The sequence below is a fragment of the Basilea psittacipulmonis DSM 24701 genome (assembly GCF_000743945.1).
GTDB classification, from domain to species: Bacteria; Pseudomonadota; Gammaproteobacteria; order Burkholderiales; family Burkholderiaceae_B; genus Basilea; species Basilea psittacipulmonis.
In genome coordinates this window covers 1,849,491-1,863,930 of the sequence record NZ_CP009238.1, presented here as the reverse complement: position 1 = coordinate 1,863,930, position 14,440 = coordinate 1,849,491, and the positions used below count along the sequence as shown (strand labels likewise).

Genomic DNA, 14,440 nt, shown 5'->3' with positions numbered 1-14,440 from the left:
TAATGTCAGAAATGCAATTACATACATTAAGTCCAGCCGCTGGCAGTAAACATGCTAAGCGTCGTGTTGGACGTGGTATTGGTTCAGGTTTAGGTAAAACGGCTGGTCGTGGTCACAAAGGTCAGAAATCTCGTTCTGGCGGTTTCCATAAAGTCGGTTTTGAAGGCGGTCAAATGCCTTTACAACGTCGTTTACCAAAACGTGGCTTTACACCATTAGGTCAACATCTATATGCCCAAGTAACACTTGCTGATTTGGCAAAAGTTGAAGGCGATGTAGTAGATGTTCAGGCTTTGAAAAAGGCTAATTTAGTACGTCAATGCGTACGTTTCGCTAAGATCATTAAGACTGGCGAGATTAATCGCAAAGTCGTTATTAAAGGTCTATCAGCAACAGCAGGTGCTCGTGAAGCAATTCAAGCTGCTGGTGGTACGTTTGAGTAAGTAAAAGGGGTTTAGTGTGGCTAAAGCACAGGCAGCAAACAAGACAACTAAAAATTACGGTGACTTACGTCAGCGTCTTGTATTTTTGCTCATGGCATTGGTCGTTTTCCGTATTGGAACGCATATTCCAGTACCTGGAATCAACCCTCAAACTATGCGTGATCTTTTTAGCAGCCAGTCTAGTGGGATTTTAGGCTTTTTGAATATGTTCTCAGGGGGAGCGTTATCACGCTTCTCCATCTTTGCGTTAGGTATTATGCCTTATATCTCCGCATCGATTATTATGCAGATTCTTACAGCCGTTGTTCCACAGCTGGAAGCATTGAAAAAAGAAGGTCAGGCAGGCCAACGTAAAATTACGCAATATACGCGTTATGGTGCGGTGGTGCTTGCTGCAATTCAGGCAGTCGGTATTGCGACCACTCTTCAGGCACAGCCTGGTTTGGCCGTTCATCCTGGATTCTTCTTCACCTTTACAACGGTTGTTAGCTTGGTAACAGGCAGTATCTTTGTGATGTGGTTAGGAGAACAGATTACTGAACGAGGTTTAGGTAATGGTATCTCAATCTTGATTTTTGCGGGTATCGTTGCAGGGCTTCCTACGGCAATCGCTTCCATGTTTGAATTGGTCAGCCAACAACAGATTGGTACGTTCTCTGCGTTAGTAATTCTAGCGTTAGTCGTATTGGTATCTGCTTTGGTGGTGTTTGTAGAACGAGGTCAGCGTCGCATTACGGTGAACTATACCAAACGTCAAGTTGGTAATAAGATTTATGGTGGCCAAACAACCCACCTACCTTTGAAGTTGAATATGGCAGGTGTCATTCCTCCCATCTTTGCTTCATCCATTATTTTATTACCCGCAACGATTGCAAATCTTTTCTCTAAATCAGGAGAGATTCGTTGGTTAAGTGATTTGTCGGCAGCATTGCAACCAGGTCAACCATTATATATTACGCTGTTTGTCGGCTTTGTGGTTTTCTTCTGTTTCTTTTATACCGCTTTGCAGTATAATAGTAAAGAAGTGGCAGATAATCTAAAACGAAGCGGTGCTATCATCCAAGGCATTCGCCCTGGACAAAAAACAGCTCAGTATATCGATAAGATTCTAATGCGTTTAACGCTTGTAGGTGCAATCTACATTACATTGGTATGTTTGTTACCCGAGATTTTACGCATGGAATGGCCAAATATTCCGTTCTATTTTGGCGGAACATCGCTTCTAATTATCGTGGTTGTTACCATGGACTTTATGTCCCAAACCCAGGCATATATGATGTCGCAGCAGTATGATTCACTGCTACGTAAAACCAGTTTTCGTGGCTAAGGAGTAATCATGGCAAAAGACGACGTTATACAAATGCAGGGTGAGGTCGTAGAGAACCTACCGAACGCTACTTTTCGTGTCAAACTAGAGAATGGTCACGTAGTGCTTGGCCATATTTCTGGTAAGATGCGTTTGCACTATATTCGTATTCTTCCGGGCGATAAAGTTACCGTAGAGCTTACGCCTTACGATTTGTCACGTGGAAGAATCGTATTTCGTTCTAAATAGAGCGAACCAATTAGGAGTTTACCAATGAAGGTAATGGCATCAGTGAAAAAGATCTGCCGTAACTGCAAGATCATTAAACGTCACGGAGTTGTACGAGTAATTTGTACAGATCCAAGACATAAGCAACGTCAGGGTTAATTCCCCTGAGATTGAATAACGAGGAAAAGTCATGGCCCGTATCGCAGGCATTAACATTCCGCCGCAAAAACACGCTGAAATCGGTTTAACAGCGATTTTTGGAATTGGTCGTTCACGCGCTCGCAAAATTTGCACAGTCGCTGGCGTACCTTTTGACAAGAAAATTAAAGATTTAACAGATTCAGAACTTGAAAAAATTCGCGAACAAGTTGGCGAATTTACAGTAGAGGGTGATTTGCGACGCGAAGTACAATTATCGATTAAACGTTTGATCGACTTAGGTACATATCGTGGCATGCGCCACAGACGTGGTTTGCCCGTCCGCGGTCAACGTACGCGCACTAACGCTCGTACACGTAAAGGACCGCGCCGTGCAGCTGCTTCACTCAAGAAATAATCGAGGATAGCTAATATGGCGAAAGCTTCAGGCGCTTCACGCGCACGTAAAAAAGTAAGAAAGGTAGTGACTGACGGTATCGCTCACGTTCACGCATCTTTCAATAACACTATTATCACAATTACTGACCGTCAAGGCAATGCCTTGTCATGGGCGACGTCGGGTGGTGCGGGCTTCAAAGGCTCACGCAAATCGACGCCTTTTGCAGCACAGATTGCAGCCGAGTCAGCGGGACGTGTAGCATTAGAGTATGGTATTAAAAACCTAGAAGTACGCGTAAAAGGTCCAGGACCTGGTCGTGAGTCTTCTATTCGTGCTCTTAATGCGTTGGGTATTAAAATTACCGGTATCTCTGATATCACGCCAGTTCCGCACAATGGTTGCCGTCCTCCAAAACGTCGTCGTATTTAACGGTTAATCATTTAAGGAAATAAGATCATGGCAAGATATACCGGCCCTAAGTGTAAGCTTTCACGCCGCGAAGGTATTGATTTAGGATTGAAGAGCGGTCGTCGTTCTTTAGATTCAAAATGCAAAATGGAATCAAAACCTGGTCAGCATGGACGTACTTCTGGTGCGCGCACATCTGATTATGGTTTGCAATTACGCGAAAAACAGAAACTGAAACGTATGTACGGTGTGTTAGAGAAACAGTTCCGTAAATACTTTGCAGAAGCTGAACGTCGTCGTGGTAACACTGGTGAAACGTTGATCCAGTTGCTAGAGTCTCGTTTAGATAACGTTGTTTATCGTATGGGCTTTGGTTCAACTCGTGCAGAAGCACGTCAGTTGGTTAGCCACGGAGCTATTCGTTTGAATGGCCAAAAAGCAGATATCCCATCTCTTTTGGTTAAAGCAGGTGATGTGGTATCTATTCGTGAGAAATCTCAGAAACAGGTTCGCATTAAAGACTCATTGGATTTAGCGGTTGCTAACGGCATCCCTCAGTGGGTTGAAGTGGATCCAGCTAAGTTCACAGGTACGTTTAAACAAGTTCCTGATCGTTCTGATGTTGCTCACGGTATTAACGAATCTATGATTGTGGAATTGTATTCTCGTTAATCATAGCGTTTTTATCTCATGGCCTAGTATTTTTGTTAAAATACTAGGCTTTCGTTGTTATCCATCAGCCTTATCGGTGTAACGAGCCGAGGGTATTGAAAAGGAATATTAATTATGTCACAAAACTTTCTAAAACCTCGTGCTATCGAGGTAGAACCAAAAGGTAAACACCATGCTCGTGTCGTGATGGAGCCTTTTGAACGTGGCTTCGGTCATACGTTAGGTAACGCATTACGCCGTATTTTGCTTTCTTCTATGACAGGTTATGCACCGACAGAAGTAAAAATCGAAGGCGTAGTACATGAGTACTCTACGATTCCTGGTGTTAGCGAAGATGTCGTTGATATTTTGTTAAATCTAAAGGGTGCTGTATTTAAACTTCACGGTCGTGAACGTGTGGAAGTGACGATTTCTAAATCGACACCTGGTCCCGTAAAAGTTAGTGACATTAATTTACCTCATGATGTGGAAGTGTTAAATCCCGATCATGTTATCGCTAACTTGGTTGAAGGCGGTAAGCTTGAGATGACGATTGTGGTTGAACAAGGACGTGGTTATGTTCCTGGTAACGTTCGTGCATTACAAGATGATCGTTCTCATAGCATCGGACGCATCGTGTTAGACGCTTCATTTAGTCCTGTACGTCGTGTGAGTTATTACGTTGAAAACGCTCGTGTTGAACAACGCACAGACTTGGACAAACTTATTATGGATATTGAAACGAATGGCGTTATTTCTCCAGAAGAAGCTGTTCGTCAATCTGCTCGTATTTTGATGGATCAGATCTCTGTCTTTGCGGCACTAGAAGGTGCAACAGAAATCGGTGAAACACCACGTCGTGGCACACCACAGATCGATCCAGTACTTCTACGTCCAGTAGATGATTTAGAATTGACAGTACGTTCTGCTAACTGCTTGAAAGCAGAAAATATCTACTACATTGGTGATTTGATCCAACGTACTGAAAACGAATTGCTGAAAACACCTAACCTTGGTCGTAAGTCATTGACTGAGATTAAAGATGTTTTAGCTGCTCGTGGTCTAACATTAGGTGTGAAGTTAGAAAACTGGCCACCTGTTGATTTAGATCGTTAATGGTGTAAGACGGAGTCTGTTTGAACGTTAACAGATTTCACGTTTTATTTTTTGAGTCCGCTCACCTTGTGTAAAAGCATGAGGTGAGATAGAAGAACCGAGAGATTATCTCTCATTTAAAAAAAGGAAATATCATGCGTCATCGTCATGGTTTACGTAAATTAAATCGTACCTCTAGCCATCGTTTGGCTATGTTCCGCAACATGTCTGTTTCTTTAATTCAGCATGAAGCAATCAAAACAACACTTCCTAAAGCGAAAGAATTACGTCGCGTTGTAGAACCATTAATTACTTTGGCAAAAGAGCCTACAGTAGCTAATCGTCGTTTAGCGTTCGCACGTCTTCGCAGTCACGAAGCCGTTGCAAAATTATTCAACGAACTTGGCCCTCGCTTTAAAGAGCGTAAGGGTGGATATACTCGTATCCTTAAAATGGGTTTCCGTCAAGGTGACAACGCTCCTATGGCTTACATGGAGTTAGTTGACCGTGCAGCTGAGGCAAGCGAAGAATAATTTAGTTTGCTTTCTGATAGACCTAGAATATCTTTCCAAAAAGGAATTGATATCTAGGTCTTTTTTATTTCCGCTCGATAATTGGTATAAACCAGTATTTTTATCATGAACACTTTGTTTTAATATTAAGAAAGTGAACAAAGGAGTGAATGAGATGAACTATATAAAAATTTTAGTATCGGGTGTATTGGCAGGCGTGGTGGGCTTTACAGCGAATGCAGGCGTGAGATGGGAGAATATTAAAAACACGAAAACGATAAATCTAGGAACGAGGGACGCGTCTTTACCCTTTTCTTACCTAGATGACAATCATCAGCCTATCGGTTATTCCATTGATATTTGTAAAGAAATTGTTAAAGCGATCGAAGCGAAACTAAACACTAAGCTGAAAGTGAATTTAGTGCCAGTGACCTCTGCAACACGAATTCCCTTAGTACAAAATGGCACGGTAGATTTGGTGTGTGGTTCCGCGACGAATAACTTAGAAAGACAAGCATTGGTTTCTTTTGCACCGACGACTTTTGTGACCGCCTTACGATTTGTTTCGGTGGCTGACGACCGTATTGAAGATTTAGAAGACATGAAAAATCAGACGGTGACATCGACCGCAGGAACCAGTAATATTAAGTGGTTGCATAAAATCAGCCAAGATAAAAAACTGAATTATCGTATTATTCCTGCCAAAGATCATTCAGGCGGCTTTTTAAATGTAGAAACAGGGCGTGCGAAAGCGTTTTTTATGGATGATGTGTTATTGGCGGGGTTGGTGGCAAATGCTAAAGATCCGAGTCGTTATCGTATTAGCTCGAAAGCCTATACAGTGGAGCCTTACGGTTTAATTTATCCAAAAGGTGATGAAGCCTTATCAGAAGCGATTGATCAAGCGGTTAAAGACATGATGAAAGACGGTAGATTGGAGACTCTGTATCAGAAATGGTTTATGAGTCCGATTCCACCTAAGAATATTCAGTTAAATATGCCAATGTCTGATGCTTTGAAAAAAGCGGTGAAACATCCGACTAACTCGGGCAATCCTGATGATTATCAGTAAGTTTTGGGCAAAATAGGATGGGGTAATTGCCTTGAATATAGGGTAAAACCCTAGTATGAAATCTTTACAACAGTGATAGAATAAATGAATTGAGATAGGTGGCGAATGCCAAATTTTTGAGGAGTCAGATTATGAAATTATCTCGTTTAGCGTTGATGGCTGTGGTTGCAGGTGTTGCCGTGGGAGCACAGGCCGGTGTTCGTTTAGATAAGATTAAAAATACAGGCGTGCTAAACATGGGACATAGAGATGCTTCTATCCCATTTTCTTACTTAGATGATAATCATCAGCCCATCGGCTATGCGATGGATATTTGTTACGGTATTGTGAAGTCTTTAGAAGAAAATTTAGGCAAGAAAATCCAAGTAAACTTGGTGCCTGTGACTTCTGCAACGCGTATTCCATTAGTACAAAATGGTTCTGTTGATTTGGTTTGTGGCTCGGCAACAAATAACCCAGAACGTCAGAAACAGGTTGCATTTGCACCAACTACTTATGTAGCGGCTTCACGTTTTGTATCCGTAAAAGATGATCATATTCATAGTTTGGAAGATCTAAAAGGCCAAACAGTGACATCCAGTGCAGGTACGAGCAGTTTAAAATGGTTGAATCAGGTAAATGTGGATCAGAAATTAGAGATGCGCGTGATTCCTGCAAAAGACCATGCGGCGGGCTTTTTGAACGTGGAAACAGGTCGTGCCAAAGCCTTTTTCATGGATGATGTATTGTTGGCTGGGTTAGTGGCTAACTCTAAAGATCCTGCCCGTTACGTAATAAATGATAAGGCAAATACAGTAGAACCATATGGTCTGATTTATCCAAAAGATGACGTAGAATTGAAAGCATTGATCGATGATGCGGTGATTGCGATGATGAAAGACGGAACGGTCGAAAAGCTTTATAATAAATGGTTTATGAACCCCATCCCTCCTAAGAATATTAATTTGAACTTACCTATGTCTGAGGAGTTGAAGAAAGTATTGGTAAATCCAACCAGTTCAGGGGATCCTAAAGACTACCAATAATCTTATTATTATCTAAACGTTAGATTAGATACAGGGTGGCATAAGAAATACGCATGTCACCCTTTTAAATTAGAGAAACAACATGAGTATTTCGTCGCTAGTATGCACATCATCAGATACCGCTTCATGGTTGTCCTTATTCTGTAGCACATCGGATACAGGAGTTACTTACGTTGAGTTATTTACAGGTGCCGTTGAATGGACCTTATTAGTCTCCCTGTACGCATGGTTGATCGCCATGGTGATTGGTGTATTGGTTGGCATTGGTCTGACTAGTAAAAGCACGTGGATAAGAACAATCTGTATTCTTTACACAGAAGTATTTCGTAACATCCCCTTATTGGTCCAATTATTCCTTTGGTATTATGTTATTCCTCATATTTTGCCAGGGCCATTGGGTCGATTCTTTACAAGCTTTACCTATCCTTATGATGCCATGTTATCGGCGGTGTTGTGTTTAGGTTTATTTACTTCGGTTCGGATTGCCATTCAGCTGTCTTCAGGCATTCGCTCCTTGCCAAGAGGACAATCTATGGCAGCAACGGCGTTGGGACTCAAACGTACTCAGATGTATCGATATGTATTGCTCCCAGTGGCGTTTAGAATCATTTTGCCTCCTACCATTTCTGAAATGTTGAATTTGCTGAAAAACTCGTCTGTAGCATCAGTTATTGGGTTGATTGAAATTACAGGAGCAGCGACATCTATGGCAGAGTCAACGTTTCAAATATTTCCTGCCTATATCGCCGCAACAGTCTTGTATATCGTGATTAATCTATTTATTTTGTTTGTGATGAGTCGCGTAGAACGTTGGGTACAAATCCCCGGTTTTGTTACCTCAAAATAAGGAGAAATGAATGAGCAATTTTTGGATTCAGAGTTTTTCTTTATCGTTGGCGTTTGATTGGGGCGTGATTGCAAAGTATGCACCTGATATTTTGGCAAATGGATTGGTATTAACGTTAAAGATTACGGTTATATCGGCGGTATTGGCTATTTTACTGGGAACAGTTTTAGCCGCCATGCGTTTATCCTCTATTAAACTAGTGAGATGGACCGCAGCTAGTTATGTTAATATTTTCCGTGCGATTCCCATTCTAATGGTGCTTTTTTGGATGTTTTTCTTGGTGCCTTATGTTATTGGCTTCCTTAATTTTTATTGGTCAAAATGGGTGCATGGCATTGATCTTGGCATGATAACGCCGGTTGCATTGGATGGATTTATTTGTGCGGTCGTCACCTTTACCCTGTTTGAAGCGGCTTATTTTTGCGAGATTATGCGAGCAGGGATTAATGCGATTCCCAAGGGTCAGCCAGCAGCGGGTTATGCTTTAGGGCTAAGGTATCACCAAGTGATGTTGCAAATTGTATTGCCCCAAGCATTTAGAAATATGCTTCCTGTGTTATTTACTCAGGTCATTGTGTTGTTCCAAGATACTTCACTGGTGGCGGCTTTATCTTTGCGTGATTTATTGGGATTGTCACGTATTGTGGCGGACAATACAGGAAATCAAGTGGAGTTGTATATTTTTGCAGCAGTTGTATTTTTTATCGTTTCTTTTATTGGTTCCATGATCGTGCGTTATTTAGACAAACGCATGGCTATTATTCGTTAAGGTAAAGATGATGTCTCACACAGATGAAAAAGTAATTGAGTTTAAAAACGTAAGTAAGTGGTATGGCAAATTTCAGGTCTTAACAGATTGTACAACCGCTATTTCAAAAGGCGAGGTGGTCGTGGTTTGCGGTCCATCAGGATCAGGTAAATCCACGTTGATTAAAACAGCCAATGCACTAGAACCATTCCAAGCTGGCGAAATCTTTGTTCATGGCGTTTCTGTGGGCGATAAGAAAACCGATTTGCCTAAATTACGTTCACAGATTGGTATGGTGTTTCAGCATTTTGAGTTATTCCCGCATTTGACCGTAACAGAAAATTTAATGTTGGCACAGGTTAAAGTATTAAAACGTAGTAAAGAGGAAGCCAAAAAAATAGGGTTAGAGTTGTTAGAACGCGTGGGGCTAAAAGAACACGCTCATAAGTTTCCAGGCCAGTTATCAGGTGGACAACAACAACGTGTGGCGATTGCACGCGCGCTAGCCATGAATCCAACAGCAATGCTATTTGATGAACCTACGTCAGCTTTGGACCCAGAGATGGTGAATGAAGTATTAGACGTCATGGTGGATCTTGCCAAAGAGGGGATGACCATGATGGTGGTGACTCACGAGATGGGCTTTGCACGAAAAGTAGCCGATCGTATTATCTTTATGGACAAAGGCCAGATCGTTGAAGACTGCCCAGCAGAAGCGTTTTTTGGTAACCCAGATGCTCGTTCTGATCGTGCCAAACTTTTCTTGTCGAAGATCTTAAGCCACTAATTAATACTATGCGTGAGAATGATTAGACGCTCAGTTTGTCATGACAAACCTCCAGAGTGATATTATCTGGAGGTTTTTTATTGGAAAAAATAAAAAGATGTTGTGATCATTTCTATATGAATTTTTAGAACATGGAAAGCAGTAAGGAGCGTCATCCATCACAAAAACGAGAAACGGCCAAGAATCAGAAAGCATTCCCTTTTAATTTGCTTACTTTACATGAATTATTAAAGAAGAATGGCGTGATGAATAGTTAAGGTATGCTGAGCAGTAAGATAAAAACCTTATTTACCATTACTTATTATTCGATTAATCAATGATTTCGTGACCTTTCCATCTGCAGTAATTATATGAGGTGACATCAATATCACAATCAGCATAAATGAGACATATTGACTGCACCGCACGCTAAAAAAGAGAAATAAATTTGACAAACACGAGTACTCATTTTAAATTGGAACGATGAAATGAATTCTTTATAAAGGGGTATAAAATGGTAGATTTATCTTGGGAGGGGCTGTTTACAGAAGCGGATAAGGCCTATTTATCACGTATTCGCAGACAGATTCATGAGCATCCAGAATTGGGCTATCAAGAATTTAAGACATCGCGTTTGATTGCAGATGAGTTGCGTTCATTTGGATTGACTCCAAAAACGCAGATTGCAGAAACGGGCGTAGTGGCTGTGTTGGAAGGGGCTAACCCTGGTCCAGTCATAGGATTTCGTGCCGATATGGACGCCTTGCCGATTGAGGAAAAAACACAGGTTTCTTTTGCTTCTAAACACACTAATCAGATGCATGCCTGTGGTCATGATACCCATGTAGCCATGCTATTGACGGCAGCACGTATTTTAACTCGTCATCGTGATCAGCTATCAGGTAGCATTAAGTTTATTTTTCAACCGGCAGAAGAAATGCTGGGTGGGGCAAAGAAAATGATAGAAGAGGGTTGTCTAAACGATCCTCCCGTTCAAGCAATCTACGGGTTTCATGTTTGGCCTGATTTGCCTTCTGGCAAAATTGGGTTACGTAAAAATGCGTTGATGGCAAGTATTGATGCGTTTTCAATTCAGCTGATTGGACAAAGCGGACATGGTGCGATGCCTCAACAAGGGCGTGATGCTTTAGTGGGTGCGGCTCATTTAATTATTGCTTTACAGACCATAACCAGTCGTGAGATTAGTCCGCTGGATTCATGTGTGGTGGCGATTGGTAAGTTAAATAGCGGTAATGAGTCCAATGTGATTGCAGCAAAATCGGTGCTTGAAGGTAATATTCGCACTTTAAATCCACAAACTCGTGCGCGTGCTAAAGATGCTTTAGAACGTATTACAAAAGGTATTGCAGAAACGTTCCGCTTGCAAGCGAATATTCATTATTCAAGTGCTTTTCCCGTGACAGTTAATCATGAAGATCATATTGATTTTGTGCAGGGAGTTATTGCTGAAACATTGGGTGCAGAAGCGCCTGAGTATTTAGAATATCCAAGTATGGCAAGCGAAGATTTTTCATTTTTCTTGGAGCAGGTGCCAGGATGTTATATGTTTTTAGGGGTGAATGATGGTGCTGGAGGACGTTATAAATTACACACACCTGAGTTTTTGCCCAATGAACGAGATCTAGAGTTAGGTGTTCAAATTTATTTAGGCATTGCAAAAAACATACTTTCTGTTCCTATAAAAAAGTAAGGAGACAAAATGATTCAAAAGAATATTATTAAAGATTGGCGATTACATGCGATGGTATTGGCTATCGTTATCATTGCCGAGTTGATTGGGCGAATCGATATTCCTGTAGGCAACAATCGGATTGTCCTGATTCCTTTGCTGTATGCTTTGGTGCTTGGTTTGTTATCCTATTTTACGCCCATGGTATCAGAGCAACGTTCCACGCATGCAGAACCCATGATTCTTTTGGGTTTAGGTGTGCTAATGGCAAAAATCGGCACCGTCATTGGTCCTCAGTTGAATCATATTTTGTCGATGGGACCTGCATTATTACTACAAGAAATTGGTAACTTGGGTACGATTTTGTTGGGTCTTCCATTGGCTATTTTGCTGGGCTTTAAACGAGAAAGTATTGGGATGACACATTCTTTGGGACGTGAGCCTAATTTGGGTTTGGTGGCACAGAAGTACGGACTAAATTCTGAAGAGGGGCGAGGCTTATTAGCGATTTATATCTTTGGTATTTTATTTGGTGCGATATTTTTAGGTCTGTTGGCGGGCATTTTGGCTGAGTTTACGCCATTAAGTATTCAGGCACTGGCGATGGCTTCAGGTGTAGGTAGTGCTAGTATGATGGCCGCTGCTAGCGGTACTCTGATTGCCCTATCGCCTGAAAATCAGGACCAGATTGTGGCACTTGCAGGGGCAAGTAACTTGATTTCTACGGTTACCGGTATCTATGTAAGTATTTTTATTGGATTGCCTTTATGTGAATTTTTGTATCGTCATTTAAATCGTTTGAGAGGGAATAAAAAATGAGTACTAAGATTGTTGAATGGTTTATTTTATTGGCGATATTTTGTGCGATTAATTTGACGGGTAATGTGATCGGTTACGGATCAAGCTTTGATGAAGCAGCAATAGGCTTACTGATGTTATTAGGATTGACGCTTTTGGGCATGATCGCTGCAGAAGTGATTCCTTTTCCTATGCCAAGTATCGGCTATATTTCACTATTTGCGTTGATTGTTACCTTACCTTCTGTGCCATTTTCAGAGACGTTTGTTTATTACACGGGCAAAATTAGCCTTTTGTCTATCACCACGCCTTGCTTGGCTTATGCCGGTATTTCCATTGGTCGAAATTGGGCGGATTTTCGTCGTTTAGGCTGGCGTGCGATGGTGGTGTGTCTAGCAGTATTTTTGGGAACTTATTTAGGCTCTGCTATTATTGCAGAAATCGTGTTGCGTTTCCAAGGCTTGGTTTAAGGGATGTTAGGTGTATATACCTAACATCTTGATAGATAGTGATGGTTGGTTTATTAGGTAGAGCTGTGTATGAAAAAAAATAGTGGCATTGATTTGGCTTTGCAGTTTCTCATCATTTTTGTTGGCAGCAGAACGACCTTCTCCCGAATTAAATCGTATCGATGCTATACAGCAACAACGTCAACATGAACAGATTCAGCAACAAAAAGAGAAACTTCGTTCGGACGCTGATGTGAGAATGGAAATTTCTTCTGAAAAAACCACCACACTTCCCATTAATGAATCCCCTTGCTATGCCATTCAACAGATTTCCTTAATTGACTACGCCTCTTCCAATAACCTTTCTCAATCCAGCCAATTTCAATGGGCGTTAAATAAAGCTGTCAAACAGTTAAACCTCCAATTACCTCATTGTTTTGGGGTTAATGGATTAAGTGTTTTAATGAAGCAAGTACAAAATAATATTATTGAGCGAGGCTATGTCACCACAAGAGTAGTAGCAAGCGAACAAGACCTAAATCAAGGTGTATTTTCTTTAACTATTATTCCAGGTCGCGTTCGCCATACAATTATTGCAGATGCCAGTCGCATTCCTTGGTTTAGTAAACTGACGGCAAAAACAGCGATCGCATTTGAACAAGGTGATATATTGAATGTGCGAGATATTGAACAGTCGTTAGAGAATTTAAAACGTGTGCCAACAGCTGATGCTAATGTTGAAATTCTTCCTGCTGATAGCACTCAGATTGGAGAAAGCGATATAAAAATCACTTATCAACAGCGTTTTCCTTTTCGACTAAATTTAAATTTGGATGATTCGGGATCCAAATCCACGGGCAAATGGCAAGGATCAACTACGGTTTCATGGGATAATCTCTTTTCTGCTAATGACTTATTTTATGCCACTTTCACACATAGTCTAAAACGTCACAGCGATGAACTAGGTCGTCGTGCAACTCAAAACTATGGTTTTTATTACTCCATTCCTTTTGCTTATTGGACGCTGTCTGCCTCACTATATAAAACGGACTACCATCAAGAGGTGTTTGGGGCATTTAACAATACCTATCTCTACTCTGGACGTAGTGAAACAAGCAATGTCAATATTAGCTATCTTCTTTATCGTGATGCTGTACGTAAAACGACACTTTCAGGGGGTTTTTGGTCTCGGCACTCGAAAAACTACATCGATCAATTCGAAATCGAGGTTCAACGTCGTCGAATGGCTGGTTGGCAGATCAATCTTAGTCATATTGAATATATTAAAGCGACCACACTTAAGCTTTCTGCAGGGTTTAAGTGGGGAACAGGTGTGCGTCGCTCTATACCTGCTCCTGAAGAATATTGGGGAGAGGGCACTTCTCGTCCTAAAATTATAACGGCTTCAGTAGAAATGAATTATCCTTTTAATATAGGAAAACAGTCGTTTGTATTTAATACGAGTTGGTCTGCTCAATGGAACAAAACTCCTCTTATCCAACAAGATAGATTCAGTATTGTTGGACGTTATACAGTACGTGGGTTCGATGGGGAGCTTAATTTATCAGGGGAACGTGGTTGGTTGTGGCGTAACGAATTGAGCTGGAATATCGCTAATCAAGGACATTGGGTTTATCTAGCCTTGGATGGTGGTAGGGTCACAGGACGTGATGATGAGATGCGATTAGGACATTATTTAATAGGTACAGCCCTTGGATTGCGTGGAAATTGGAGGCATTTTTATTATGATGTTTTTGTTGGGCGGCCTTTGTATAAACCAAATGGTTTTAAAACAACAAATATCACAACAGGTTTCAATATTGGTTTAAACTTTTAATACATTGCATTAGAGTTAAACGGGGAT

The 14,440-nt window shown here is 41.2% G+C and carries 18 protein-coding genes; all 18 read left to right on the top strand.

The features are described 5' to 3' along the window. Positions 1-2 precede the first annotated feature (2 nt). The 18 genes from rplO to IX83_RS07935 all read left to right on the top strand — a co-directional run bounded on the left by rplO (position 3) and on the right by IX83_RS07935 (position 14,413). Positions 3-443 carry a 50S ribosomal protein L15 gene (rplO, locus tag IX83_RS08015; protein WP_077315808.1) on the top strand — a complete coding sequence of 147 codons (441 nt, stop codon included), beginning with the start codon at positions 3-5 and terminating at the stop codon, positions 441-443. A 16-nt stretch (positions 444-459) separates the two neighbouring features. Then, complete coding sequence (gene secY / locus IX83_RS08010) at positions 460-1,770, top strand: preprotein translocase subunit SecY (protein WP_038501193.1); 1,311 nt, start codon at positions 460-462, stop codon at positions 1,768-1,770. Positions 1,771-1,779: 9 nt separating this feature from the next. Continuing rightward, positions 1,780-1,998, top strand: a complete 219-nt coding sequence (gene infA, locus IX83_RS08005) for a translation initiation factor IF-1 (protein ID WP_038501190.1) — start codon at positions 1,780-1,782, stop codon at positions 1,996-1,998. Positions 1,999-2,022: 24 nt separating this feature from the next. Continuing rightward, entirely contained in the window at positions 2,023-2,136 is a 114-nt protein-coding gene (rpmJ, locus tag IX83_RS08940; protein WP_014752488.1) for a 50S ribosomal protein L36, read from the top strand. A 31-nt stretch (positions 2,137-2,167) separates the two neighbouring features. Then, positions 2,168-2,533, top strand: a complete 366-nt coding sequence (gene rpsM / locus IX83_RS08000) for a 30S ribosomal protein S13 (RefSeq protein ID WP_038501186.1) — start codon at positions 2,168-2,170, stop codon at positions 2,531-2,533. A gap of 15 nt (positions 2,534-2,548) precedes the next feature. Beyond that, positions 2,549-2,944 (top strand): 30S ribosomal protein S11, encoded by a 396-nt coding sequence (rpsK, locus tag IX83_RS07995; RefSeq protein ID WP_038501182.1) that lies wholly within the window; start codon positions 2,549-2,551, stop codon positions 2,942-2,944. 27 nt (positions 2,945-2,971) lie between these two features. Continuing rightward, on the top strand, positions 2,972-3,595 hold the full coding sequence (rpsD, locus tag IX83_RS07990; protein ID WP_038501179.1) for a 30S ribosomal protein S4: 624 nt from the start codon (positions 2,972-2,974) through the stop codon (positions 3,593-3,595). A 111-nt stretch (positions 3,596-3,706) separates the two neighbouring features. Continuing rightward, a complete protein-coding gene (locus IX83_RS07985; RefSeq protein ID WP_143244823.1) occupies positions 3,707-4,690 on the top strand; it encodes a DNA-directed RNA polymerase subunit alpha in 984 nt (327 codons plus the stop codon). Between the two features lie 134 nt (positions 4,691-4,824). Further along, positions 4,825-5,202: a 50S ribosomal protein L17 gene (gene rplQ, locus IX83_RS07980; protein WP_038501174.1), complete on the top strand. Its 378-nt coding sequence runs from the start codon at positions 4,825-4,827 to the stop codon at positions 5,200-5,202. Between the two features lie 154 nt (positions 5,203-5,356). Next, positions 5,357-6,253 (top strand): amino acid ABC transporter substrate-binding protein, encoded by an 897-nt coding sequence (locus IX83_RS07975; protein ID WP_051919574.1) that lies wholly within the window; start codon positions 5,357-5,359, stop codon positions 6,251-6,253. 131 nt (positions 6,254-6,384) lie between these two features. After that, a complete protein-coding gene (locus tag IX83_RS07970) occupies positions 6,385-7,278 on the top strand; it encodes an amino acid ABC transporter substrate-binding protein (RefSeq protein ID WP_038501172.1) in 894 nt (297 codons plus the stop codon). 82 nt (positions 7,279-7,360) lie between these two features. Next, entirely contained in the window at positions 7,361-8,125 is a 765-nt protein-coding gene (locus IX83_RS07965; protein WP_038501170.1) for an amino acid ABC transporter permease, read from the top strand. Between the two features lie 10 nt (positions 8,126-8,135). Continuing rightward, positions 8,136-8,894: an amino acid ABC transporter permease gene (locus tag IX83_RS07960; protein WP_051919571.1), complete on the top strand. Its 759-nt coding sequence runs from the start codon at positions 8,136-8,138 to the stop codon at positions 8,892-8,894. Between the two features lie 10 nt (positions 8,895-8,904). Beyond that, a complete protein-coding gene (locus IX83_RS07955) occupies positions 8,905-9,660 on the top strand; it encodes an amino acid ABC transporter ATP-binding protein (RefSeq protein WP_038501168.1) in 756 nt (251 codons plus the stop codon). 493 nt (positions 9,661-10,153) lie between these two features. Continuing rightward, the gene (locus tag IX83_RS07950; protein WP_038501165.1) at positions 10,154-11,350 is read left to right on the top strand and encodes a M20 metallopeptidase family protein; all 1,197 of its coding nucleotides are present in this window, start codon (positions 10,154-10,156) and stop codon (positions 11,348-11,350) included. A 9-nt stretch (positions 11,351-11,359) separates the two neighbouring features. Then, the gene (locus tag IX83_RS07945; protein ID WP_038501162.1) at positions 11,360-12,148 is read left to right on the top strand and encodes a DUF3100 domain-containing protein; all 789 of its coding nucleotides are present in this window, start codon (positions 11,360-11,362) and stop codon (positions 12,146-12,148) included. Next, a complete protein-coding gene (locus IX83_RS07940) occupies positions 12,145-12,597 on the top strand; it encodes a hypothetical protein (protein ID WP_038501160.1) in 453 nt (150 codons plus the stop codon). The genes IX83_RS07945 and IX83_RS07940 overlap by 4 nt, the downstream gene beginning before the upstream one ends. Before the next feature lie 82 nt (positions 12,598-12,679). Continuing rightward, the gene (locus tag IX83_RS07935; RefSeq protein ID WP_201770241.1) at positions 12,680-14,413 is read left to right on the top strand and encodes a ShlB/FhaC/HecB family hemolysin secretion/activation protein; all 1,734 of its coding nucleotides are present in this window, start codon (positions 12,680-12,682) and stop codon (positions 14,411-14,413) included. Positions 14,414-14,440: the final 27 nt, after the last annotated feature.

What these genes read in the sequence shown, in the direction of transcription:
- IX83_RS07970 (WP_038501172.1), top strand. Translation starts at nt 6,385, where the DNA reads ATGAAATTATCTCGTTTAGCGTTGATGGCTGTGGTTGCAGGTGTTGCC.
- IX83_RS07975 (WP_051919574.1), top strand. Translation starts at nt 5,357, where the DNA reads ATGAACTATATAAAAATTTTAGTATCGGGTGTATTGGCAGGCGTGGTG.
- IX83_RS07940 (WP_038501160.1), top strand. Translation starts at nt 12,145, where the DNA reads ATGAGTACTAAGATTGTTGAATGGTTTATTTTATTGGCGATATTTTGT.
- rplQ (WP_038501174.1), top strand. Translation starts at nt 4,825, where the DNA reads ATGCGTCATCGTCATGGTTTACGTAAATTAAATCGTACCTCTAGCCAT.
- IX83_RS07965 (WP_038501170.1), top strand. Translation starts at nt 7,361, where the DNA reads ATGAGTATTTCGTCGCTAGTATGCACATCATCAGATACCGCTTCATGG.
- IX83_RS07950 (WP_038501165.1), top strand. Translation starts at nt 10,154, where the DNA reads ATGGTAGATTTATCTTGGGAGGGGCTGTTTACAGAAGCGGATAAGGCC.
- rpsK (WP_038501182.1), top strand. Translation starts at nt 2,549, where the DNA reads ATGGCGAAAGCTTCAGGCGCTTCACGCGCACGTAAAAAAGTAAGAAAG.
- IX83_RS07955 (WP_038501168.1), top strand. Translation starts at nt 8,905, where the DNA reads ATGTCTCACACAGATGAAAAAGTAATTGAGTTTAAAAACGTAAGTAAG.
- rpmJ (WP_014752488.1), top strand. Translation starts at nt 2,023, where the DNA reads ATGAAGGTAATGGCATCAGTGAAAAAGATCTGCCGTAACTGCAAGATC.
- IX83_RS07960 (WP_051919571.1), top strand. Translation starts at nt 8,136, where the DNA reads ATGAGCAATTTTTGGATTCAGAGTTTTTCTTTATCGTTGGCGTTTGAT.
- rplO (WP_077315808.1), top strand. Translation starts at nt 3, where the DNA reads ATGTCAGAAATGCAATTACATACATTAAGTCCAGCCGCTGGCAGTAAA.
- rpsM (WP_038501186.1), top strand. Translation starts at nt 2,168, where the DNA reads ATGGCCCGTATCGCAGGCATTAACATTCCGCCGCAAAAACACGCTGAA.
- IX83_RS07945 (WP_038501162.1), top strand. Translation starts at nt 11,360, where the DNA reads ATGATTCAAAAGAATATTATTAAAGATTGGCGATTACATGCGATGGTA.
- infA (WP_038501190.1), top strand. Translation starts at nt 1,780, where the DNA reads ATGGCAAAAGACGACGTTATACAAATGCAGGGTGAGGTCGTAGAGAAC.
- rpsD (WP_038501179.1), top strand. Translation starts at nt 2,972, where the DNA reads ATGGCAAGATATACCGGCCCTAAGTGTAAGCTTTCACGCCGCGAAGGT.